Raw genomic sequence first — 21,368 nt, 5'->3', positions numbered from 1 at the left:
TCCTAGGCCTGCTGCCGGCGGACGCGCTCGGTGAGGCGGTTCATCCGGGTGCGGGCCGACTCCAGCCGCTCGGCCTCCTCCACCGCCGGGCCGCCCTCCGCCACGAGGGTGGCCCACAGGGCGATCAGCTCGTGCCCCAGGCGCAGGCCGTGCTCCGGATCGCGCACGGCACGCCAGGCGGTGGCCGCGCTCAGGACGTTGCCGTAGGCGGCCTCGGAGTCCTGTGCGCGGTAGTGAACCCGGGCCAGGTCCAGGGAGATCGCGAAGGCCTGGGCGGGTTCTCCGGCCAAGTAGGCGATGTACGCGGCCAGTTCGCGGAGCCGGAGCACTTCCGGGTGCTCCGGACCCAGGTTCTGGGCGGCCTCCACCACGGTCCGCTCCGCGAGCCGCGCCGCGTCCTGGGTCCGTCCGTCGCGCACGGCCGCGTTGATCCCGGCGACCGGCTCCGCCAGCAGCCCCGCGGGGGACGGCTCGTCCCCGAGCACGGCCTCGGCCACGGCGTCGAAACCCCGGGGCGGGGTCGGCGCCTTGGGAGCCGGGTCCAGGGCAGGGTCGAACGCGGGGTCCATCTGCACGAGGGGCTTCGGCTTCGGGGTGGGCGGCGGCTTCGAGCCCAACGGGACCGGCTGCGAGCCCAACGGGACCGGCTGAGCGTCCAGCGGGCCCGACGGCGGCGTGTCCGTGTGTGCCGACGGCTGCGCGTCCATCACCGGTGGCGGGCCGAACGCGCCGGTCGGCGGAGCGACCGTGCCGGGGGCGAGGTCGGGTACGGCGCGCAGTGGGAAGGTGGGTGCCGGGTCCACCGGCGGGCGCAGGAGGTGGGTGGGCATGTCCCTGGCGGGCGGCTCCTCTGCGAGGGCCACGGCCTCCGGTGCCGGACTGGGCTCCTCCGCAAGAGCTACGGCCACGTCCACCTCTCTCGGCTCCCCCGTCAGCGCGCTCGACCCGTCCAGGTTGATCTGGAGCGGTACGGCGTACCCGATGCGGTCGTCCTGGATCGTCGCGTACACGGGGTGGCCCGCGGCCAGCGCGATGCGGTGGAGGTGGTTCAGGACGGCCTGCTGGATCTCCTGGCCCGGGGCCGCCGTGACCGGGACGCCTCCGACCGAGGCCCCGGGATCGGACGCGTGGACACGGACCTCGATCGGGGCCGCCGACGGCCCAGCCTGCTGTTCCCGCTTCTTCGCGCGGCTGAGTCGAGACATCGGTTCCTCACTCGCTGGCAACACCTGTCGTCGAGTCTCTCCGCAGGTCCCCCGCGCACACGTCACCGGGGCGTCACAGCCTCGTTCCAGGTGGCGTGAGAACGGCGGGCGGGGGCAAGCGAACTGACGTGCGCTTGGGGCCGGAGATCTGGATACGCGGACCGGTGGCAGTGACGGACGAGAACATACCGCCACCTTTCACCCCCCGCCACTACTCCTGGGTCGGCACCCACGGCGGCGCCGGCGTCACCACCCTGTCCCGCGTCTACGGCGGCCACGACTGCGGGCGGGCCTGGCCCGGGCCCGGTGATCCGCGGTCGGTCCTGCTGGTCGGCCGGACGCACGCCGCCGGGCTGGACGCCGTACTGCGTGCCGTTGCGGACTTCCGGCGCGAGCCCCCGCCGGACGGGCTCGACCTCGACGCCGTCGTGCTCGTCGCGGACGCGCCGGGGCGGCTGCCGCGGCCACTGGCCCAGCGAATGAAGGCGATCGAGTCGGTCATCGACGTGTACCGGGTGCCCTGGGTGCAGTCCTGGCGGCTGGGACGGACCGAGGGGCCGCCACCCCGGGAGACCGAGGCGCTGGCCCAGCTGACAGGAGTCGGGCGCAGGTAGAGCGCCCTCGACATGTTCTTGCGTACGCATATAATGCAGATGCAGCTTGTTCGCGCACGCCTGCCATTCGCGGGCCTGCGACCATCCGCATCCCTGGGGGACCGATGACCCGCCGTTTCCTGTTCGTCCTGGGCAGCAGCCGCTCCGACGGAAACACCGAACTGCTCGCCCGCCGCGCCGCCGAGCAGTTGCCCGAAGACGTCGAGCAGCAGTGGATCGACCTCGCCGCGCACCCGCTGCCGGACTTCGAGGACCTGCGCCACGACAGCGACCACACCCGCCCGGCCGAGGGCAGTCTCGGGCTGCTCTTCGACGCCACCCTCGCCGCGACCGACATCGTGATCGCCTCCCCGCTGTACTGGTACACGCTGTCCGGCCAGGCCAAGCGCTACCTCGACTACTGGTCCGGCTGGCTGCGCATCCCCGGCGTCGACTTCAAGGCCACGATGGCCGGGCGCACGCTGTGGGGCGTCACCGCGCTCGCCGAGTACGAGCCGAGGGTCGCCGATCCGCTGATCGGGGCGCTCAACAACTCGGCCGCGTACATGGGGATGCGCTTCGGTGGCGTACTGCTCGGCAACGGCAGCAAGCCGGGTGACGTACTCAACGACGGTGAGGCGCTGGCCCGTGCGAAGACGTTCTTCCAGGGGGAGGCACCGCTCGCGCGGTACGCGCACGAGGGCTAGGCCGTGATGTCCTTCGTGGTGAACCGCGCCCAGGCCGCCGAGCCGAACACCCCGGCGTACAGGGCCTGGAGGCCGAGGTTCTTCACCAGGTCGTCCCAGTAGACCGGGTCCCGCATCAGGTCGGCGAAGGAAAGCCAGTAGTGGGAGAAGAAGTACGGCTGGAGCACGTCGAGCTGGGGGATCTGGTCGAGGATCTGGACGGTGATCAGCAGACCCACCGTTGTCGCCATCGCCGCGACACCGCTGTTGGTGAGCGTGGAGATGAACAGGCCCAGCGCCGCGACCCCGGTCAGGGAAGCGGCCACGGCCAGCGCGATCAGCAGTGCGCGGCCGAGGCCCTCGGTGAAGCTGATCCGGGTGCCGGAGATCGTCGTCAGGTCTCCCAGCGGGAACAGCAGCGCGCCGACCGTCAGCGCCGAGATCGCGACCACGAGGGTGGCGACCAGACAGAAGGCCATCGTGGTCGCGTACTTGGTGAGCAGCAGCCGGGAGCGTCCCGCGGGGGCGACCAGGAGGTAGCGCAGGGTGCCCGCGTTCGCCTCGCCGGCGATGGCGTCGCCCGCGACGACGCCGATGGCCATCGGAAGGAAGAACGGGAGTGTTGCCGCGAGTGCGGTGAACACGAGGAACAGGCCGTTGTTGGTGATCTGCGAGATGAAGGCGGGGCCTTCGCCTCCACCTCCGCCGCCGCCTCCGGAGCCTCCGTCTCCGGTCTCTATTTTCACCGCGATGCCTACGAGGATCGGGACTGCCGCGAGTACCCCCAGGAGGGCCAGGGTGCGCCAGCGGCGGAAGGTGGTGTGGAGTTCGTTGTGGAGCAGGGTGCCGTAGAAGGTTGTTGGGCGGCTAACGGTCTGGTTAACCAGCGACATCGAAGCCCTCCCCCGTCAGCGCCACGAACGCGTCCTCCAGGGAGGCTCGTTCCACTCCGAAGCCCCTTACCCGGACGCCTGCCATCACCAGCGCTGCGTTCAGGTCGGCCAGGTCGTGGTCCGGGGGTTCGGCTGTCACCCGGTCCTCGCTCACCACGACATCTCCCGCGCCCTGTTCCTTCAACACCCGCGCCGCGTCCGCCGTGTCGGGGGTGGTGACCACCAGCCTGCCGCGCATTCCCGCCGCCAGGTCGCCCACCGCGCCCTGGGTGATGAGTCTGCCCTGGGCCATCACGGCCACGTCCGTGCACACCTGCTCGATCTCGTCGAGGAGGTGGGAGGAGAGGAAGACGGTCGCGCCGTCGGAGGCCAGCTCGCGGATCAGCGCGCGGATCTCGCGCATGCCCTGCGGATCCAGGCCGTTGGTCGGCTCGTCCAGGACCAGCAGGCGGCGGGGCTGGAGGAGTGCCGAGGCGAGGCCGAGGCGTTGTTTCATGCCGAGCGAGTACGCCTTGGCCTTCTTGTTCGCGGCGGCCGTCAGGCCCACCCGGTCCAGGGCCGCGGCGACGCGGGTGCGCCGGGTGCGCGGGTCGGCGGTGGGGTCGGCCGCGTCGTAGCGCAGGAGGTTGTCGCGGCCGGAGAGGAAGCCGTAGAGCGCGGGGCCCTCGATGAGGGCGCCGATGTGCGGGAGGACGGCGCGGGTCGCGCGGGGCATGGGGCGGCCGAGCACCCGGGCCGTGCCGGAGGTGGGTTCGATCAGGCCCATCAGCATGCGGATGGTGGTGGTCTTGCCGGAACCGTTGGGGCCCAGGAAGCCGAAGACGCTGCCCGCGGGGACGGTCAGATCGAGTCCGTCCACGGCGAGTTGTCCGCCGCGGTACCGCTTGGTGAGAGCCCGGGTGACGATCACGCTGTCGCCCTGCTCGGATGCCGGCTCCGCGGCGGACATGTCAGTCATGGGTGCCTTATTACCCGGCGTCGGCGGCCTTCACCAGCGCGTCCTTGGTAACTGCGCCGACGTAAACCGTGCCGTCGTCGGTGATCAGCGCGTTGACCAGGCGGGTCTTGAAGACCGTGCCCTCGCCGAACTTGCCCTTCACCTTGTCCCCGAGGGAGTCCATGAACCCGCCGAGGTCACCGCCGACCTCGGAGCCCGAGGGGATGCCCTCGCCGCCGGTCTCCAGGACGGCGATGGAGTTCCAGCCCTCGCCGATGACCCGCGGTTCGCCCTCGGGAGCCTGTCCGAGGCCCTTCTCGGGCATCCTGGAGTGCTCCTCCCGCGCGACCGCGTCCTCCTCCGTGACCTTCGCGCCCTTCGGCGGGGTGAAGTCGAAGGTGGACGCGTCCGGCTTGGCGAAGCTGACCTTGGTGAAGCCCGCGTCCACCACGGCGGCGCCGCCGCTCGCCGGGGTGAGCGTGAACTTCAGCGGCATCCCCGTCTTGGCGTCCACGGCCACGGTGATCGCGCCGACCGTGGTGCCGGACTGCTTGGGCTTGATCACCAGGCGGTAGGCGTCCCGGCCCGCGACCTGCGCGGTGCCGTCGACGGTGACGGACGTGGTGTCGTCGACCGACTTCAGGGCCTCCTCGGTGAGGTCCTTGGGCGTCGCCGGGACCTCCTTCTCCTGCTTTCCGCTCTCTTCGGCGGTGCCGTGGAAGACCTCGTTGGACGCGCTGTCGTAGCCCCAGACGTCCTTGCCGTTGTGGATGAGGCTGTACTCGGCGGCGTTCTCCAGCAGCGAGAGCTTCTGCCGGTCGGGGCCGTCGGTGGCGACCCGCAGGGTGTGCGTGCCGGTGACCAGCTCGGTGAGCTTGGCCGACGGGTCGGCCGACGAACCGTCCCCTGACTCCATCGCCCCGGACGCCAGCGCGCTCTCCAGGCCCCCGAGGTCGGGCAGCCCCAGATCAGTGCTGATCTTCACGGTCCCGGACAGCTGCTGTACGTCGGACTCGGCGATCTTCTCGATGAGTTGCTGTGCGCTGATCTCCGGCAGGTCAGGGTCGCCGGAGTCCGCGATGGCGGGGACGAGACCGATGGTCGCCACCGCCACGCCCACCACCGCGACCGGCACGACGTACCGCGCGGCCTTGCGCCGCCCGGAGCGCAGGTCGTCCAGCTCGTCCGGGGTGGTGCTGTCGTCGGATTCGTACGGTGCCATGTGTGCCTTACCTCCGTCGTCGGCGGCGGCCTGCCAACTCCCGTGCGTCCAGCCCGTAGCCGCCATTCTCACCCGAATCGGTGAGGAGTGGTGTTTTCCGTTGTCACCATCTGACCAAATCGGCTCCCGCGAAGCGTCAGACCGCGGGCTCAACTCCGCGTACACCTGCGGTATGACACGAGAGGGCGGCGTCTCCCCCGACCCGTAGGGGTCGTACGGGGAGACGCCGCCCGTTTGCGCTCGCCGGTCCGGTCGATCAGTGCTGGATGAACACGTAGTCCGCCTGGTACGGAACGCCGACGATCGTCCCCGGGGTGCAGGAGCCGGACGGGGCGACTCCGCCGACGGTGTTCAGCCGGAGGATCTCCGCGGTGTGGGCGAGCAGGCCCCGGTGCTTTCCGGACTGAGTGGCCTTCAGGTCGAGCTCGGGGATGTTCCCCGCCCCGTTGGGGGTCCTGCTCAGGACGGATCCGGTGACCGCGCTGCGATCGGGCGCGATCCACTGCGGGGTACCGGAGTTGGGCTGCACGAAGGAGTGCGCGATCGGCCCGGCGAGCACGGCGCTGACGTCCCGCTGGGCGAAGGCGTGGCCGCCGCCCTCGGCCGGCTTGCACTCGTAGATCTGCTTGCCCTTGATGACGGACGCCTGGAAGTTGTCGAGGGCGTTGTGGAAGTCGAAGTCGGTGGTCACCTTGTGGAGTTGCCCGCGGACGGCTCCGCCGGGGAACTTCGCGGTGTGCAGGTTGGCGTAGAACGAGGCGGGTTCGGACTTGAGGGAGTCGAGGAGCGCCTGGTCGGTCACCTTGACGGTGCCGGTGAGGGTCTTGCCCTTGCTCCGTGCGAGGAGTTCGGTGAAGTCGACCTTGACGCCGCCGTTGCTGCCCTTGGCGCCCTGGTGGAGGTGGAGGGCGGTCGGCCGGTCGACGCCGCGCCACTTGACGGCGACGGAGACCTTGTCGCCCTTGACCCTGACGAACTGGAGCGCGGCGCCGTCCTGGTCCCCGACGGCGGGCCCACCGGCCACCGGCACCTCGTTGGCTCCGCGGAGGCTGGCGGCGAGGATGGTCCCGTTGTCGGGCGTGGCGGAGGTGGCCGAGGCGGAGGTGGGCACCACGGCGGCGGCCATGGCGACGGCGGTGACGGTCAGGCTCGTACGGATCAGGCTCGTACGCATGAAGTTATCTCCCCGTTTGTCAGCCGACGCCCCCTGCGTCGGCTTCTGGGCATCGATACGGGGAAGATCTTGATTTGGACTCAGTCCAGTGGTGTGGCGTGCGTCACTTGAGCAGACCTGGAGGGACGGGGAACCTAACCCGCCCGATGCACCACCGCGTCGCACAACTCCATCAGCGCCGCCTTCGCGTCGCACTCCGACAGCGGCGCCAGGGAGGCGCGCGCGTCCTGCGCATACCGCACCGTGTCACGCCGGGCCTGCTCCAGCGCCGGATGCGTGCGCAGCGCCGCCAGTGCCTCCGCGTGCCGGACGTCGTCGGTCAGGTCGGAGTCGAGCAGCTCGCACAGGGCGATGTCCTCGGCGAGACCCAGCCGCTCCGCGCGCTCCCGCAGCCGCAGCACCGGCAGCGTCGGAATGCCCTCGCGCAGATCCGTGCCCGGCGTCTTCCCGGACTCGTGCGAGTCGGAGGCGATGTCGAGCACGTCGTCGGCGAGCTGGAAGGCGACCCCGAGCCGCTCGCCGTACTGCGTGAGGACGTCCACCACCGTCTCGTCGGCGCCGGACATCATCGCGCCGAAGCGGCACGACACCGCCACCAGGGATCCCGTCTTGCCGGCCAGCACATCGAGGTAGTGCTCGACCGGGTCACGTCCGTCCTGCGGGCCCGCCGTCTCCAGGATCTGCCCGGTGACCAGCCGCTCGAACGCCTCGGCCTGCACCCGGACCGCCTCGGGACCGAGGTCGGCGAGGATGTGCGAGGCGCGGGCGAAGAGGAAGTCACCCGTGAGGACCGCGACCGAGTTGCCCCAGCGGGTGTTGGCGCTGGCCACCCCGCGCCGGACCTCGGCCTCGTCCATCACGTCGTCGTGGTACAGCGTCGCCAGGTGGGTCAGTTCCACCACCACGGCCGACGGCACGATCCCGGGCGCGTACCGGTCGCCGAACTGCGCGGAGAGCATGACGAGCAACGGCCGGAACCGCTTCCCGCCCGCCCGCACCAGATGCTGAGCGGCCTCCGTGATGAAGGGGACCTCGCTCTTGGTGGCTTCGAGCAGTCCCTCCTCGACAGCCGCCAATCCGGCCTGGACATCGGCTTCCAGAGCCTGGTCCCGCACGCTCAGCCCGAACGGCCCGACGACGGTCACGAGGGGTCTCCTGTCTGCTGGTGTCTACTGGCGATTACGCGGTTTGTCGATAGGTCGCTGCCTTCACTCAAGTCAGCGTATCCGGTCACGTTTCGATCACCGATGCCGCCCGCCCGTCCACGACGGGCGGTATGGGATCACGCCGGTTATGTTTTTGATCAACTGATAAGAACGGATATCTATCGACTTACGTGGAAGTAGTGGAGTGTGTCTCGAATCGAGGTCGATGCCGCACCCTGCCCGTCGGGGCCTTCACGCCGACTGGGGCTTTCGCGATGAACACGCGTATCCGTACGTCCTTCCCCTACGAGACGGCCCATGAGGACCTCCGCATCCCGCTCGCGGACGGAACCCTGCTCTACGCGCGGGTGTGGCGCCCGCTCACCGACGAGCCCGTCCCGGCGCTCCTCGAATACCTGCCGGACCGCCTGACCGACCGGACGGCCGCGCGTGACCACCAGCGCCACCCCTGGTACGCGGGCCACGGCTACGCCTCCGTCCGGGTGGACATCCGCGGGCACGGCAACAGCGAGGGTCTGCCCACGGACGCGTACTCGGCGACCGAACCGGCCGACGGGGTCGAGGTGGTGCACTGGCTGGCGGACCGGCCCTGGTGCGACGGCAAGGTCGGCATGTTCGGCATCTCCTGGGGCGGCTTCAACTCTCTCCAGATCGCGGCCCTCGCGCCCGAGCCGCTCAAGGCGATCGTCACGGTCTGCTCCACCGACGATCGCTATGACAACGATGCGCACCACGCGGGAGGTTCCGTCCGCGCGGTCGACATGCACGCCCGGGCGGCGACGACGCTCGCCGCCGCCTGTCTGCCACCCGATCCGCGGTACGCCGGTGAGGCGTGGCGGGAGCTCTGGCTGAAGCGCCTGGAGGCCGTCGAACCGCTGCCGCACACCCGGCCGGCCCACCCGACCCGGGACGACCACTGGCGCCACGGCAGCGTCCGCGAGGACTACGGCGCCATCGAGGCCGCCGTCCTCGCGGTCGGCGGCTGGCACGACCCGTACCGCGACACCGTGCTGCGCCTCGTGGAGCACCTGCCCGCCGACCGCGTCCGCGGTCTGATCGGCCCCTGGTCCCACCACTACCCCGACCGGGACCTGCCGCCCGGACCGGCGATCGGCTTCCTCCAGGAGACCCTGCGCTGGTGGGACCACTGGCTGAAGGGCGAGGGCGCTCTCCCCGAGCCCCTCCTGCGCGCCTACGTCAGCGACTCCCACCCGCCCGCCACGGCCTACGGCACCCTGCCCGGCCGCTGGGTCGGCGAGCCGTCCTGGCCCTCCCCGCACATCACCCAGGTGACGTACGCCCTCCAGGGCGCCCCTGTTGTCGTGCGGTCGCCCATGCAGACCGGGGTGGACGCCGGTCAGTTCGTCCCGCGCGGGAACGACGCCGACCTGCCGCCGGACCAGCGGGAGGAGGACGCCCGCTCGGCTTGCTTCGAGTTCGCCGTGGGCGAGGAGACCTGGGTGCTGGGGCGGCCGAGAGTGCGGCTGCGGCTGACCTCGGAGGTGCCGCGCGGGCAGGTGATCGCGCGGGTCTGCGATGTCGCGCCCGACGGCGCCTCGACGCTGGTCACGCGCGGCGTGCTGAACCTCGCCGCGCGCCACGGGCACGACCGGGCGGTGCCGTGGGAGCCGGGTGCCACGGAGGACGTCGAGTTCGGGCTGAGCGCCATCGGGCACGCCTTCCCGCCCGGCCATCGCATCCGGCTCGCGGTGTCCTGCGCGTACTGGCCGTGGGTCTGGCCGCACCCTGAGTCGACAGCCGGCTTCACGCTGGATCCGGCGGGGAGCTTCCTGGAAGTGCCGGTACGCGCGCGTGCCGCCTCGTCCGGCGTCGCGTCCGACGTCGCGTCCGGCGTCGCGTCCGGCGTCGCGTCCGGCGTCGCGTCCGACGTCGCCTCCGATGCCGCCTCCGATGCCGCCTTCGACATTGCCTTCGAGGCGCCGGAGCAGGCCGAGCCCCTGGGCGTGGCCGAGCCGGCCACGCTGGACGAGCCGCGCCCGCGGCGGCTGGTCGTCCGGGACGTGGCCAAGGGCGAGTGGCGCATCGAGGTCGATCCACGGCACGGCGGCACGCGCGTGCACCCCGACGGGCTGGAGTGCACCGAGGACGCACTGGAGACGTACACGATCCAGGAGGCGGACCCGCTCTCCGCCCGCGCCCGCTCGGACTGGTCGATCCGCCTGCACCGGCCGGAGCCGGCCTGGGACACCACCGTCCGGACCCGGTCGGAGACCACCTGCGACGCGACGGACTTCATCACCTCGAACGAGGTGATCTGCACGGACGGCGGCGAGGTGGTCTTCCACCGGACGTGGGAGAAGCGGATTCCGCGAACGCCGAGACGCTGAACACCCAGACGTTAAAGCCCCATTGGGGCTATTGCCCGTTTTGCTCACTCTTGCGCCTGTGCGTGACTTGACTCACGCCACACTCTTCACAGGCACTCCACAGGCCATCACCGACACCCCTCCCCCGCCCGCCAGTTGACCCTTGGCACCCGCAAACACCCAGCGGCCGCACATCCCCCTTTCGAAGATCAAATCCCTGGATATGTGAATCCGCTACTTGTTTCGGACATGTGCTCTCGCATACGTTCCCGGCCTGTCGGGCGGACGCCGAATCCTGCCGCCGTCCGGCTCCATCGAGATCTTCGTACGGCAGGAGCGGGGGACCCAGGTAAGTCGCCGGGCCGGACGTCCTCGGACGCGCCGAAACGGCTCGGGGTGAAGCCGCGTGCCCATCGTGGTGCGCGGCCGGGCAGCTCCCGCCCGAACCCGACAGCTCACCTCGCAGGCGCCGGAGAGGAACTTCGCCATGCCCGCTGCCGCTCAGCGCCGCCCCCGCCGCATCGCCCGCAAGCTCGCCGTCCTCGGCACCGGAGCCGCCGTACTGGCGCTCCCGCTCATCGGCGCCACCAACGCCTCCGCGGCCACGCCGACCGCCACCACCGCCGCCTCGCTGGGGTACGCCAACAACCTCGACGGCTGGATCCGGGCGTCCCTCCAGGTCATGGCGGATCACGGGATCCCCGGCAGCTATGACGGCATCTACCGCAACATCATCCGGGAGTCCTCGGGCAACCAGTACGCGATCAACAACTGGGACTCCAACGCCGCCGCGGGCACCCCGTCCAAGGGCCTGCTCCAGGTGATCGACCCGACCTTCATGGCGTACCACGTGGCGGGCACCTCGTACGACCCCTACGACCCGGTCGCGAACATCACCGCCGCCTGCAACTACGCGGCCCAGCGCTACGGTTCGATCGACAACGTCTTCGGCGCCTACTGAGCCACCGCGCCTTCCCCGGGCTACCGGAAGAGTCTTTCGAGGACGACGGCGATGCCGTCGTCCTCGTTCGACAAGGTGATCTCGTCGGCCACCGCCTTGAGTTCGGGGTGGGCGTTGGCCATCGCGACACCGTGCGCCGCCCAGTCGAACATCGGGATGTCATTGGGCATGTCACCGAAGGCGATCGTCCGGTCCGGGCCGAGCCCCAGATGATCGGCGGCCAGCGCGAGGCCGGTCGCCTTGGTGATGCCGCATGGCTGAAGTTCGACGGTTCCCGGGCCCGACATGGTGACCGTCGCCAGCGAACCGACCACCGAGCGCGCCGTCGCCGCCAACTGGTCGTCGGACAGCTCGGGATGGCGCAGCAGCACCTTGCTGATCGGCTCGCACCACAGGTCGTCGCGCCGCCCGACCCGCACCGCGGGCAGGGTGGGGTGCGGCATCAGATACCCGGGCTCGATCAACGTGAGTCCGTCCACGCCGTCCTGGTCCACCGCCGCGTACACCTGCCCCACCTCGGCCTCGATCTTGCCGAGCGCGGTCTCGGCCAACTCCCGGTCCAGGGTGACCGACCACAGCAGACGGTCCGCGCCGGCGTCGTACACCTGCGCGCCCTGCCCGCACACCGCGAGCCCCCTGCTGCCCAGGTCGTCGAGGAGCGGCCGCACCCTGGGAGCCGGCCGGCCGGTCACCACCAGGTGCCGGGCGCCGGACTCGGCCACCCGCGCGAGCGCGGCCAGCGACCGGTCGGAGAGCGTGTCGTCGCCCCGGAGCAGGGTTCCGTCCAAGTCGGTGGCGATGAGTGAATATGCGATGGGTGCGGCCATGATCAGAGAATACGGACAGGACGCCCCGTCGACTCAGCGCGAACCGGACGACCCCGGCGTCCACCACAGCCCCGCGCGCCCCCTCCAACTCCCTTGCCCCCATCCGCTTCTGGTGAAATGAGGGGCACTGTTGTGACGAACGGGGGCGATGGGTGTGGCAGACCGGCAAGAGGACTTCGCGAACCATCTCCGGGAGACCGCCGGACGCGTCCTCGAACGCTTCCCCGAGGACCTGAAACCCGAGATCTACGCACTCTCCTTCCGTATCTGGCGCGTTGACTACGACTACCGCCACCCGTACGTGGCGATCGGCTACAACACCGAGACGCAGTACGAGCTGGAGCGGCGCCCGGAGGACCCCGGCGAGGCCCGCTGGAACTACGCCTGCTGGCTCCTCGACGGCTTCGAGACGCTCGGCAACGTGCCCGAGGACCCGGTGGGCGGACCGCTGTACGAGACCGAGGTCAAGCGGCTCGGTCTGTGGTTCGAGGGAGAGGACGGGGAGGACGGAGCGGAGGGGGAGGACGAGGACGACGAGGACGACGCGAAGGACGATCTGTTGCAGTTGCACTTCGCCGACGCCTGTATCGCTCTCGCCCGGCATCTGCACGCGAGCGGCCGGATCGAGAAGATCTTCGGCCGTCCGCTGCCGATCGTGATTTTCGACATGGACTGCCCCGGCTGGGAGGTCGAGGCGACCGAGGCGGCCAACCCGCCCGAGCTGATCGAGGGCTTCCTGACGTGGCAGCGGGCCGACGACCCGTCCCCGTCGTGATCTTTCGGCACTGCCCAAGACGGGTGTTCCGCCCGTAACGTGTGCGACGACGACACGGACCCGTGGCACGCACGAGAGCGAGGCAGCACCCATGCCCCCCTTTGATGTCCCCGAGGGCGACCCCTTCGGCCCGCACAACCTTCCGTACGGTGTCTTCTCCGTCCCCGGTGAGGACAGCGCGCGCCGGGTCGGCGTACGGCTCGGAGACCATGTCCTCGACGCGGGCGCCGCGGCACTGGCGCTGGGTTCTCCCTACGCCTCCCTGCTCGCCCGGCCCAGCCTCGGCCCGCTGCTCGCCGCGGGCCGCACCGCCTGGTCCGATGTGCGCCGCGCGCTGACGGCCTGGGTCACGGTGCCGTCCCACCGGGAGACCATCGAGCCCCTGTTCCACCCCCTCTCCGCGGTGACCCTGCACCTCCCCTTCGAGGTCGCGGACTACGTCGACTTCTACGCCTCCGAGAACCACGCCCGGAACGTCGGCCAGATGTTCCGCCCCGACGCGGCGGACTCCCTCACCCCGAACTGGAAGCACCTCCCGATCGGCTATCACGGCCGTTCCGGCACGGTCGTCGTCTCCGGCACGGATGTCATCCGGCCGTCCGGCCAGCGCAAGGCCCCGGCCGACGCGGCCCCCGTCTTCGGCCCCTCCGTCCGGCTGGACATCGAGGCGGAGGTCGGCTTCGTGGTGGGCGTGCCCACGGCCATGGGCAGCCCGGTCGCGCTCACCGACTTCCGCGAGCACGTCTTCGGCCTCTGCCTGCTCAACGACTGGTCCGCGCGTGACCTCCAGGCCTGGGAGTACGTCCCGCTCGGCCCCTTCCTCGGCAAGTCCTTCGCCACGTCGGTGTCGGCGTGGATCACCCCGCTGGACGCCCTGGACGCGGCCCGGGTGGCACCGCCGGAGCGCACCCACGAGCTGCTGCCCTATCTGGACGACGCGGCCGAGGAGCCCGGCGGCTACGATCTGCGCATCTCGGTGTCCCTCAACGGCCATGTGATCTCCGAACCCCCCTTCTCGACGATGTACTGGACCGCCGCCCAGCAGCTGGCCCACATGACGGTCAACGGCGCCTCCCTGCGCACCGGCGACCTCTACGGCTCCGGCACGGTCAGCGGCCCGACGGAGCGCGAACGCGGTTCCCTCCTGGAGCTCACCTGGAACGGCCGCGACGCCCTGGAACTCCCCGACGGAAAGCGCACCTTCCTGGAGGACGGCGACGTCGTCACCCTGACGGCGTGGGCACCGGGCGCGGACGGGGCCCGGGTGGGACTGGGCGAGGTATCCGGGCGGGTGGTCACGGGCTGAGCGAGCCGGGAACGGCGAGCGCTTCGTCCGACGCCCGCCCTGCTCTACTGAACAGCTCTCCCACGTACGGGAATTGACGGTCTCCACCGCCCACTCCCGGCGGCCCCTCCCGCTCTCCTCCCACCGGAGAGTTCGACGGTCTCCGACGTCTGCCGCACGCCGTCCGCCGCCGTCATACTTGGCGGCGGACCGTGCGCGCGGCACCCGCTCCGCGGCGCCCGCGCACAGCCCGTCCCGCAGCCGCCCTTGTCCCGACCAGGATCCGGAGCCCGTGGCATGACCGTCTGCCTGCTCCTGCTGAGCGCCGTCGCTCTGACTGCCGCCATTCCGGTGCCGCGTTCCCTGACGCGGGCCGCCTGGCCGGAACGGGAGCCGGTGGTCGGGCTGTGGGTGTGGCAGTGCCTGGTCGCCACCGTCCTGCTGTGCTGTCTGACCGCCCTGGTCCTGGGCGCCGCCGCGGTCTTCCACACGGTCCGCGACCATGTCTTCGCGCCCGCGCCGCCGGCGGTGACCGCGGCGTACGACCTCTCCGCGGCGCCGGTCTGGGCCGTCGCCCTCACCCTGCTGCTGGCCTGCGGCGCCGCCTGGACGACGGCGATGCTGGCCCGCGAGCTGGCCGAGGCCCGCCGCAGCCGGGGCCAGGCCAGGGCCCACCTGCGGGAACGCGCTCCGGACCTGCCCGCGGGTCTGCCGGCCGCGCGGGGCCCGCTGCTGGTGCTGGAGGACGAGTACCCGGACGCCTGGTGGATGCCCGGCAACCCGCCCCAGCTGATCGTCACGACGGGCGCCCTGCACCGTCTGACCGACCACCAGCTGGACGCCGTCCTCACCCACGAGCGCGGCCACGCCCGAGCCCGCCACGACTGGCTGCTGCACCTCTCCACTGCTCTGGCCACCGGTTTCCCCCGAATCCCGCTGTTCGCCCACTTCTGCGATCAGACGCACCGACTGGTCGAACTGGCCGCCGACGACACGGCCTCCCGCCGCTGCGGCCACCTGACCACGGCCCTGGCCCTGATCGAGCTGAACCAGCACCGAGGCGTCCTGTCCTGCGCCTCCAGCCACCGCCTCCTCGGCGAACGAGTGGACCGCCTCCTGGAGCCCCCGCCCCGTCTGACCCGGCACCACCGGGCGATGACCACGGCTCTGGCCGCCCTGGTCCCACTGCTGCCCCTGCTGATCACCTTCGCCCCGGGCCTGACGGCACTGGGGTGACCCGCGGCCCTACGCCCAGTCCGGCTCCGGCTCGGGCTCGGGCTCCGCGTCCAGCTCGGGCCAGTCGTCGTCCCGCGCCGTCTCCCGCGCCGTCTCCGGTGTGGATCCGCCCAGCTCCGCCAGGACGCCGATCACGCCCTCGCCGTAGGTCGCCAGCTTCTTCTCCCCCACCCCGCTGACGCTTCCCAACTCCCGTACGGAAGCGGGCCACACGGTCACGATCTCCCGAAGCGTCGCGTCGTGGAAGATCACATATGCCGGAACTCCCTGCTCCCGGGCCTGCTCCGCCCGCCAGGCCCGCAGTGCCTCGAACGCCGGCACCAGCCGCTCCGGCAACTCCGCCGCCGCGGCCTTCGCCTTGCCCTTCCCCGCGGTGCCGGACCCGCCGGACGCCGAGCGCGAGGTGACCGGCTTGGGAGGCTCCTTGCGCAGCGGTACCTCCCGCTCCCGCCGGAGCACCGTCCCGCTGCCGTCGGTCAGCACCAGCGTCCCGTACTCCCCCTCGACCGCCAGCAGCCCCTGCGCGAGCAACTGCCGGATCACGCCCCGCCATTCGCCCTCGCCCAGCTCCTCGCCGATGCCGAACACGGACAGCTGGTCATGATCGAACTGGATCACCTTCCCGGTGCGCTTCCCGAGCAGGATGTCGACGATCTGCACCGCCCCGAACTTCTGCCCCCGCTCGCGCTGCAACCGCACCACCGTCGACAGCACCTTCTGCGCCGCGATGGTGCCGTCCCAGGTCTCGGGCGGCGTCAGGCAGGTGTCGCAGTTGCCGCATCCCGTCGGCTCCGGGTCCTGACCGAAGTAGGCGAGCAGCTGCCCCCGTCGGCAGCGGGCCGTCTCGCACAGTGCGAGCATCGCGTCCAGGTGGGACGCCGCCCGCCGCCGGAACGCCTCGTCGCCCTCGCCCGACTGGATCAGCTTGCGCTGCTGTATGACGTCGTTGAGGCCGTACGCCATCCACGCCGTGGACGGCAGCCCGTCCCGCCCGGCGCGGCCCGTCTCCTGGTAGTAGCCCTCGACCGACTTCGGCAGATCCAGATGCGCGACGAACCGCACGTCCGGCTTGTCGATGCCCATGCCGAAGGCGATCGTCGCCACCACGACCAGACCGTCCTCGCGCAGGAACCGGGACTGGTGCGCCGCTCGCGTCCCCGCGTCAAGGCCCGCGTGGTAGGGCACCGCCTCGACGCCGTTGCGGCTGAGGAACTCCGCCGTCTTCTCCACGGAGTTGCGCGAGAGGCAGTAGACGATGCCCGCGTCCCCGGCGTGCTCCTCGCGCAGGAAGCCCAGGAGCTGCTTCTTGGGGTCGGCCTTCGGCACGATCCGGTACTGGATGTTGGGCCGGTCGAAGCTCGCCACGAAGTGCCGGGCCGACGGCATGTTCAGCCGCTCGGTGATCTCCTGGTGCGTCGCGTGGGTGGCGGTCGCCGTGAGCGCGATCCGCGGAACGTCCGGCCAGCGCTCGCCGAGCAGGGACAGCGTCAGATAGTCGGGGCGGAAGTCGTGGCCCCACTGGGAGACACAGTGCGCCTCGTCGATCGCGAACACCGAGATCTTGCCGCGCGAGAGCAGGTCCAGCGTGGTGTCCAGGCGCAGCCGCTCCGGCGCGAGGTACAGCAGGTCCAGCTCCCCGGCCAGGAACTCGGCCTCCACCAAACGGCGTTCGTCGAAGTCCTGCGTGGAGTTGACGAACCCGGCCCGCACCCCGAGTGCCCGCAGCGCGTCCACCTGGTCCTGCATCAGCGCGATCAGCGGCGAGACCACGATGCCCGTGCCGGGTCTGACCAGGGACGGGATCTGGTAGCACAGTGACTTGCCGCCGCCGGTCGGCATGAGGACGACGGCGTCGCCGCCGGCCACCACATGCTCGATGACGGCTTCCTGTTCGCCCCGGAAGGCCTCGTACCCGAAGACCTTGTGCAGCGTGGCCAGCGCCTCGCTCTCGGCTGTCGCTGTCATCGTTCCGATCCCGCCCGTCCCGCCCATCGCCGTGCCCCCGTACGTCGCTCCTCGACCACTGCGTCCACGATAGGCGTCCGCACCGACAGCGCCGGAGTTATCCACAGGCTTGTGCGATGACGTTCGGACAGTCACATCGATGACGCTCGGTAGTCATGCCAATGGCCCCTGTCATCTGGCAGCGCCCCACCGGCCGGGACATGCTCATCGGGCGGTGCCGCTCACCAGGCCGTACCGCCCATCGGGCAGGGCAGGGGAGGCCCACCCGTCCCCCGACCTTCCTCAAGGAGTCGCACCATGGCCTCTCGCTCCCTCAAGGCCGTCCTCACCGCCGCGATCACCGCGTCCTTCGCGCTGGCCGCCGTACCCGCGCAGGCCGCCGCGGACCCCGACCCGTTCGTGTGGACGAAGCTGACCCCGACGTACACGGCCACCGGCGCGTACGCCTACGAGCCGTTCGCCGCGAAGGGCGGCTATGAGCGGACGGACGAGTGCGTGCCGAACATGGGCTACCACTACGTCAACCCCAAGTACATCAATTCACTCGACCCGGCGAGGCCCGCGGCCCTGCTGTACGAGGACGGCAAGCGCGGCAAGCGCGAGCTGGTCGCGGTCGAGTGGGTGGTCGAGGACAAGGGTCAGGCGACCCCCAAGTTGTTCGGACGCAAGTTTGACGAGGGGCAGCTGCCCGGGCACTTCACGCTCCACGCCTGGATCTACAAGTCCAACCCCAAGGGGCTGCTGGAAGCCTTCAACCCCAAGGTGAAGTGCCCCACGCCCAAGCCCTGACCAAGCCCGGATCCAAGCCCGGCCTCAAGCCACGGCGCGTACACGTGCGAAGGCCCCGGCTACCTCTCGGGAACCGGGGCCTCCGTACGAGCTCCGAACGCCGCAGGTCAGCGCACGAACACCCCGGCGTCGCTCGCGAGCTCCAGGAAGTACTGCGGCGCCACACCGAGCACCAGCGTGACCGCCACCCCGACCCCGATCGCGGTCATCGTCAGCGGCGACGGCACCGCGACCGTCGGCCCCTCGGGCCGCGGCTCGCTGAAGAACATCAGCACGATGACGCGGATGTAGAAGAACGCCGCGATGGCCGACGAGATCACACCGACCACGACCAGCGGGGCCGCCCCGCCCTCCGCGGCCGCCTTGAACACCGCGAACTTCCCCGCGAACCCGGAGGTCAGCGGAATGCCCGCGAAGGCCAGCAGGAACACCGCGAACACGGCCGCCACCAACGGCGAACGCCGGCCGAGCCCCGCCCACTTGGACAGGTGCGTCGCCTCGCCGCCCGCGTCCCGGACCAGCGTGACGACCGCGAAGGCGCCGATCGTCACGAAGGAGTAGGCCGCCAGGTAGAAGAGGACCGAGGAGACACCCTCCGGCGTGGTCGCGATGACACCGGCGAGGATGAAGCCCGCGTGCGCGATCGACGAGTACGCCAGCAGCCGCTTGATGTCGGTCTGCGTGATCGCGACGATGGCGCCGCCCAGCATGGTGATGATCGCGACGGCCCACATGACCGGCCGCCAGTCCCAGCGCAGACCGGGCAGCACCACGTACAGGACCCGCAGCAGCGCACCGAAGGCCGCCACCTTGGTCGCCGCCGCCATGAAGCCCGTCACCGGGGTCGGCGCGCCCTGGTACACGTCCGGCGTCCACATGTGGAAGGGCACCGCGCCGACCTTGAACAGCAGGCCCATGACGAGCATCCCCATGCCGATGAGGAGCAGGGCGTCGTTGCCCATGGTGTCCGCGAGGGCCGGGTCGACCGTGGTGAGGGTGCCGTCGACGACCTGCGCGATCGTCGCGTACGACACCGAGCCCGCGTAGCCGTAGAGCAGCGCGATGCCGAACAGGGTGAACGCGGAGGCGAAGGCGCCGAGCAGGAAGTACTTCACCGCCGCTTCCTGCGACATCAGCCGCTTGCGGCGGGCGAGGGCGCACATCAGGTACAGCGGGAGGGAGAAGACCTCCAGCGCGATGAACAGCGTCAGCAGGTCGTTGGCCGCCGGGAAGATCAGCATGCCCGCGACGGCGAACAGCAGCAGCGGGAACACCTCGGTGGTGGTGAACCCGGCCTTCACCGCGGCCTTCTCGCTGTCGCTGCCCGGCACGGACGCGGCCTGCGCGGCGAAGGAGTCGACCCGGTTGCCATGCGCCTCCGGGTCAAGACGCCGTTCGGCGAAGGTGAACAGGCCGACCAGTCCGGCCAGCAGGATCGTGCCCTGGAGGAACAGGGCGGGCCCGTCGACGGCGATGGCGCCCATCGCCGCGATGCCCGCCTTGGTGGTGCCGTATCCGTCGGCCGCGAGCGCGACCACCGCGGCGAAGGCGGCGGTCAGCGCGATGGCGGAGAGGAACGCCTGCGCGTAGTAGCGGGACTTGCGCGGGACGACCGCCTCGATCAGCACGCCCACGATCGCCGCGCCGACGACGATCAGCGTGGGCGACAATTGTCCGTATTCGATCTTCGGCGCGTCGATCTTCGAGATCGGGTCGGCCGCGGTTGTCCACAGGCTGTGGACGGCTGATGCGCTCACTTGGCCGCCTCCACCTCGGGCTGGGGGTCCTTCTTCTGTACGTCGGACAGGGTCTGCTCGACCGCCGGGTTCACGATGTCCGTGACGGGCTTCGGATAGACGCCCAGGAAGATCAGCAGTACGACCAGCGGCGCGACGACGGCGAGCTCCCGCACCCGCAGGTCGGGCATCGAGGAGACCTCGGGCTTCACCGGGCCCGTCATCGTCCGCTGGTACAGGACGAGGGTGTACAGCGCGGCGAGCACGATGCCGAAGGTGGCGATGATGCCGACCACCGGATAGCGCGTGTACGTCCCGACCAGGACCAGGAACTCACTGACGAACGGCGCGAGTCCGGGCAGCGACAGCGTCGCCAGACCGCCGATCAGGAAGGTGCCGGCGAGCACCGGGGCGACCTTCTGCACTCCGCCGTAGTCCGCGATGAGCCGCGAGCCGCGCCGGGAGATCAGGAATCCGGCGACCAGCATCAGCGCGGCCGTCGAGATGCCGTGGTTGACCATGTACAGCGTCGCGCCCGACTGTCCCTGGCTGGTCATCGCGAAGATGCCCATGATGATGAAGCCGAAGTGCGAGATCGACGCGTACGCCACCAGACGCTTGATGTCCCGCTGGCCGACGGCGAGCAGCGCACCGTAGACGATGCTGATCAGGGCGAGGACGAGGATGGCGGGCGTCGCCCACTTCGAGGCCTCCGGGAACAGACCGAGGCAGAAGCGGAGCATCGCGAAGGTGCCGACCTTGTCGACGACCGCGGTGATCAGCACGGCGACAGGGGCGGTGGCCTCACCCATGGCGTTGGGCAGCCAGGTGTGCAGCGGCCACAGCGGCGCCTTCACCGCGAAGGCGAAGAAGAAGCCCAGGAACAGCCAGCGTTCGGTGCTGGTCGCCATGGACAGCTCGCCGCTCGCGCGGGCCTCGGCGATCTCGGGGAGCGAGAAGCTCCCGGCGACCACGTACAGGCCGATCACCGCGGCCAGCATGATCAGACCGCCGACCAGGTTGTAGAGGAGGAACTTCACCGCGGCGTACGACCGTTGGGTGGACGCCACCTCCTCGCCGTGCTCGTGCGCACGGTCCCCGAAGCCTCCGATGAGGAAGTACATCGGGATGAGCATGGCCTCGAAGAAGATGTAGAAGAGGAAGACGTCGGTGGCCTCGAAGGAGAGGATCACCATCGCCTCGACGGCCAGGATCAGGGCGAAGAAGCCCTGAGTGGGCCGCCACCTCTTGCTGCCGGTCTCCAGCGGGTCGGCGTCGTGCCAGCCCGCGAGGACGATGAACGGGATCAGCAGCGCGGTCAGGGCGATCAGGGCCACCGCGATGCCGTCCACGCCCAGGTCGTACCGCACCCCGAACTCCGCGATCCAGGAGTGGGATTCGGTGAGCTGGTAGCGGTCGCCGTCCGGGTCGAAGCGGACCAGGATCGTGACGGCCAGCGCGAGCGTGGCGAGCGAGAAGAGCAGCGCCAGCCACTTGGCTGCGGTGCGCCGCGCGGCCGGTACGGCGGCCGTGACGATCGCCCCGACGGCGGGGAGTACCGCCGTCGCTGTCAGCAGGGGAAAGGACATCG

Annotated in this window: 18 protein-coding genes and 1 riboswitch; of the genes, 8 read left to right on the top strand and 10 right to left on the bottom strand. The window is 70.6% G+C overall.

The annotated features are described in order from the left end of the window. Window positions 1–2 precede the first annotated feature (2 nt). Window positions 3–1,205 carry a tetratricopeptide repeat protein gene (locus STRCI_RS23870; RefSeq protein ID WP_269661011.1) on the bottom strand — a complete coding sequence of 401 codons (1,203 nt, stop codon included), beginning with the start codon at window positions 1,203–1,205 and terminating at the stop codon, window positions 3–5. Window positions 1,206–1,375: 170 nt separating this feature from the next. Here STRCI_RS23870 and STRCI_RS23865 point away from each other — a divergent pair, with 170 nt between their 5' ends. Both STRCI_RS23865 and STRCI_RS23860 read left to right on the top strand, forming a co-directional pair. After that, window positions 1,376–1,819, top strand: coding sequence for a DUF6668 family protein (locus STRCI_RS23865; RefSeq protein WP_269661010.1), 444 nt, complete (start codon window positions 1,376–1,378; stop codon window positions 1,817–1,819). Between the two features lie 104 nt (window positions 1,820–1,923). Next, window positions 1,924–2,505 carry a flavodoxin family protein gene (locus STRCI_RS23860; protein WP_269661009.1) on the top strand — a complete coding sequence of 194 codons (582 nt, stop codon included), beginning with the start codon at window positions 1,924–1,926 and terminating at the stop codon, window positions 2,503–2,505. Here STRCI_RS23860 and STRCI_RS23855 read toward each other — a convergent pair. From STRCI_RS23855 to STRCI_RS23835, 5 genes are all read right to left on the bottom strand, one after another. Continuing rightward, on the bottom strand, window positions 2,502–3,377 hold the full coding sequence (locus tag STRCI_RS23855) for an ABC transporter permease (RefSeq protein ID WP_269661008.1): 876 nt from the start codon (window positions 3,375–3,377) through the stop codon (window positions 2,502–2,504). The two genes, STRCI_RS23860 and STRCI_RS23855, sit on opposite strands and share 4 nt — an antisense overlap. After that, window positions 3,364–4,335: an ABC transporter ATP-binding protein gene (locus STRCI_RS23850; RefSeq protein ID WP_269661007.1), complete on the bottom strand. Its 972-nt coding sequence runs from the start codon at window positions 4,333–4,335 to the stop codon at window positions 3,364–3,366. Before STRCI_RS23850 ends, STRCI_RS23855 begins: the two co-directional genes overlap by 14 nt. Before the next feature lie 10 nt (window positions 4,336–4,345). Continuing rightward, complete coding sequence (locus tag STRCI_RS23845) at window positions 4,346–5,536, bottom strand: LolA family protein (protein ID WP_269661006.1); 1,191 nt, start codon at window positions 5,534–5,536, stop codon at window positions 4,346–4,348. Window positions 5,537–5,792: 256 nt separating this feature from the next. Beyond that, complete coding sequence (locus STRCI_RS23840) at window positions 5,793–6,710, bottom strand: CHRD domain-containing protein (protein ID WP_269661005.1); 918 nt, start codon at window positions 6,708–6,710, stop codon at window positions 5,793–5,795. Window positions 6,711–6,844: 134 nt separating this feature from the next. Continuing rightward, complete coding sequence (locus STRCI_RS23835) at window positions 6,845–7,855, bottom strand: polyprenyl synthetase family protein (RefSeq protein ID WP_269661004.1); 1,011 nt, start codon at window positions 7,853–7,855, stop codon at window positions 6,845–6,847. A gap of 275 nt (window positions 7,856–8,130) precedes the next feature. Here STRCI_RS23835 and STRCI_RS23830 point away from each other — a divergent pair, with 275 nt between their 5' ends. Together STRCI_RS23830 and STRCI_RS23825 are read left to right on the top strand one after the other, a co-directional pair. Then, complete coding sequence (locus STRCI_RS23830) at window positions 8,131–10,224, top strand: CocE/NonD family hydrolase (RefSeq protein ID WP_269661003.1); 2,094 nt, start codon at window positions 8,131–8,133, stop codon at window positions 10,222–10,224. 265 nt (window positions 10,225–10,489) lie between these two features. After that, window positions 10,490–10,686: riboswitch (cyclic di-AMP (ydaO/yuaA leader) on the top strand. Between the two features lie 4 nt (window positions 10,687–10,690). Beyond that, on the top strand, window positions 10,691–11,164 hold the full coding sequence (locus STRCI_RS23825; RefSeq protein WP_269661002.1) for a transglycosylase SLT domain-containing protein: 474 nt from the start codon (window positions 10,691–10,693) through the stop codon (window positions 11,162–11,164). Window positions 11,165–11,184: 20 nt separating this feature from the next. Here the strand turns inward: STRCI_RS23825 and STRCI_RS23820 are convergent, their stop codons facing one another. Beyond that, entirely contained in the window at window positions 11,185–11,991 is an 807-nt protein-coding gene (locus STRCI_RS23820) for an HAD family hydrolase (RefSeq protein ID WP_269661001.1), read from the bottom strand. A gap of 148 nt (window positions 11,992–12,139) precedes the next feature. Here STRCI_RS23820 and STRCI_RS23815 point away from each other — a divergent pair, with 148 nt between their 5' ends. From STRCI_RS23815 to STRCI_RS23805, 3 genes are all read left to right on the top strand, one after another. Further along, a complete protein-coding gene (locus tag STRCI_RS23815; protein WP_418953370.1) occupies window positions 12,140–12,766 on the top strand; it encodes a hypothetical protein in 627 nt (208 codons plus the stop codon). Between the two features lie 91 nt (window positions 12,767–12,857). Next, a complete protein-coding gene (fahA, locus tag STRCI_RS23810) occupies window positions 12,858–14,072 on the top strand; it encodes a fumarylacetoacetase (protein ID WP_269660999.1) in 1,215 nt (404 codons plus the stop codon). A 276-nt stretch (window positions 14,073–14,348) separates the two neighbouring features. Next, window positions 14,349–15,287 carry a M56 family metallopeptidase gene (locus STRCI_RS23805; protein WP_269660998.1) on the top strand — a complete coding sequence of 313 codons (939 nt, stop codon included), beginning with the start codon at window positions 14,349–14,351 and terminating at the stop codon, window positions 15,285–15,287. A gap of 9 nt (window positions 15,288–15,296) precedes the next feature. On the opposite strand, the gene recQ is transcribed toward STRCI_RS23805, so the two are convergent. After that, a complete protein-coding gene (recQ, locus tag STRCI_RS23800) occupies window positions 15,297–17,279 on the bottom strand; it encodes a DNA helicase RecQ (protein WP_269660997.1) in 1,983 nt (660 codons plus the stop codon). Between the two features lie 270 nt (window positions 17,280–17,549). Between recQ and STRCI_RS23795 the strand changes: the two genes are divergently transcribed. Beyond that, window positions 17,550–18,041: a hypothetical protein gene (locus STRCI_RS23795; RefSeq protein WP_269660996.1), complete on the top strand. Its 492-nt coding sequence runs from the start codon at window positions 17,550–17,552 to the stop codon at window positions 18,039–18,041. Window positions 18,042–18,148: 107 nt separating this feature from the next. Here the strand turns inward: STRCI_RS23795 and nuoN are convergent, their stop codons facing one another. Together nuoN and STRCI_RS23785 are read right to left on the bottom strand one after the other, a co-directional pair. After that, window positions 18,149–19,798 (bottom strand): NADH-quinone oxidoreductase subunit NuoN, encoded by a 1,650-nt coding sequence (nuoN, locus tag STRCI_RS23790; protein ID WP_269660995.1) that lies wholly within the window; start codon window positions 19,796–19,798, stop codon window positions 18,149–18,151. Continuing rightward, on the bottom strand, window positions 19,795–21,366 hold the full coding sequence (locus tag STRCI_RS23785; RefSeq protein ID WP_269660994.1) for an NADH-quinone oxidoreductase subunit M: 1,572 nt from the start codon (window positions 21,364–21,366) through the stop codon (window positions 19,795–19,797). Before STRCI_RS23785 ends, nuoN begins: the two co-directional genes overlap by 4 nt. Window positions 21,367–21,368 lie beyond the last annotated feature (2 nt).

This window comes from Streptomyces cinnabarinus (assembly GCF_027270315.1).
GTDB lineage: Bacteria > Actinomycetota > Actinomycetes > Streptomycetales > Streptomycetaceae > Streptomyces > Streptomyces cinnabarinus.
Note: the sequence above shows the minus strand (reverse complement) of the source record. Positions and strands in the feature narration are given on the sequence as shown.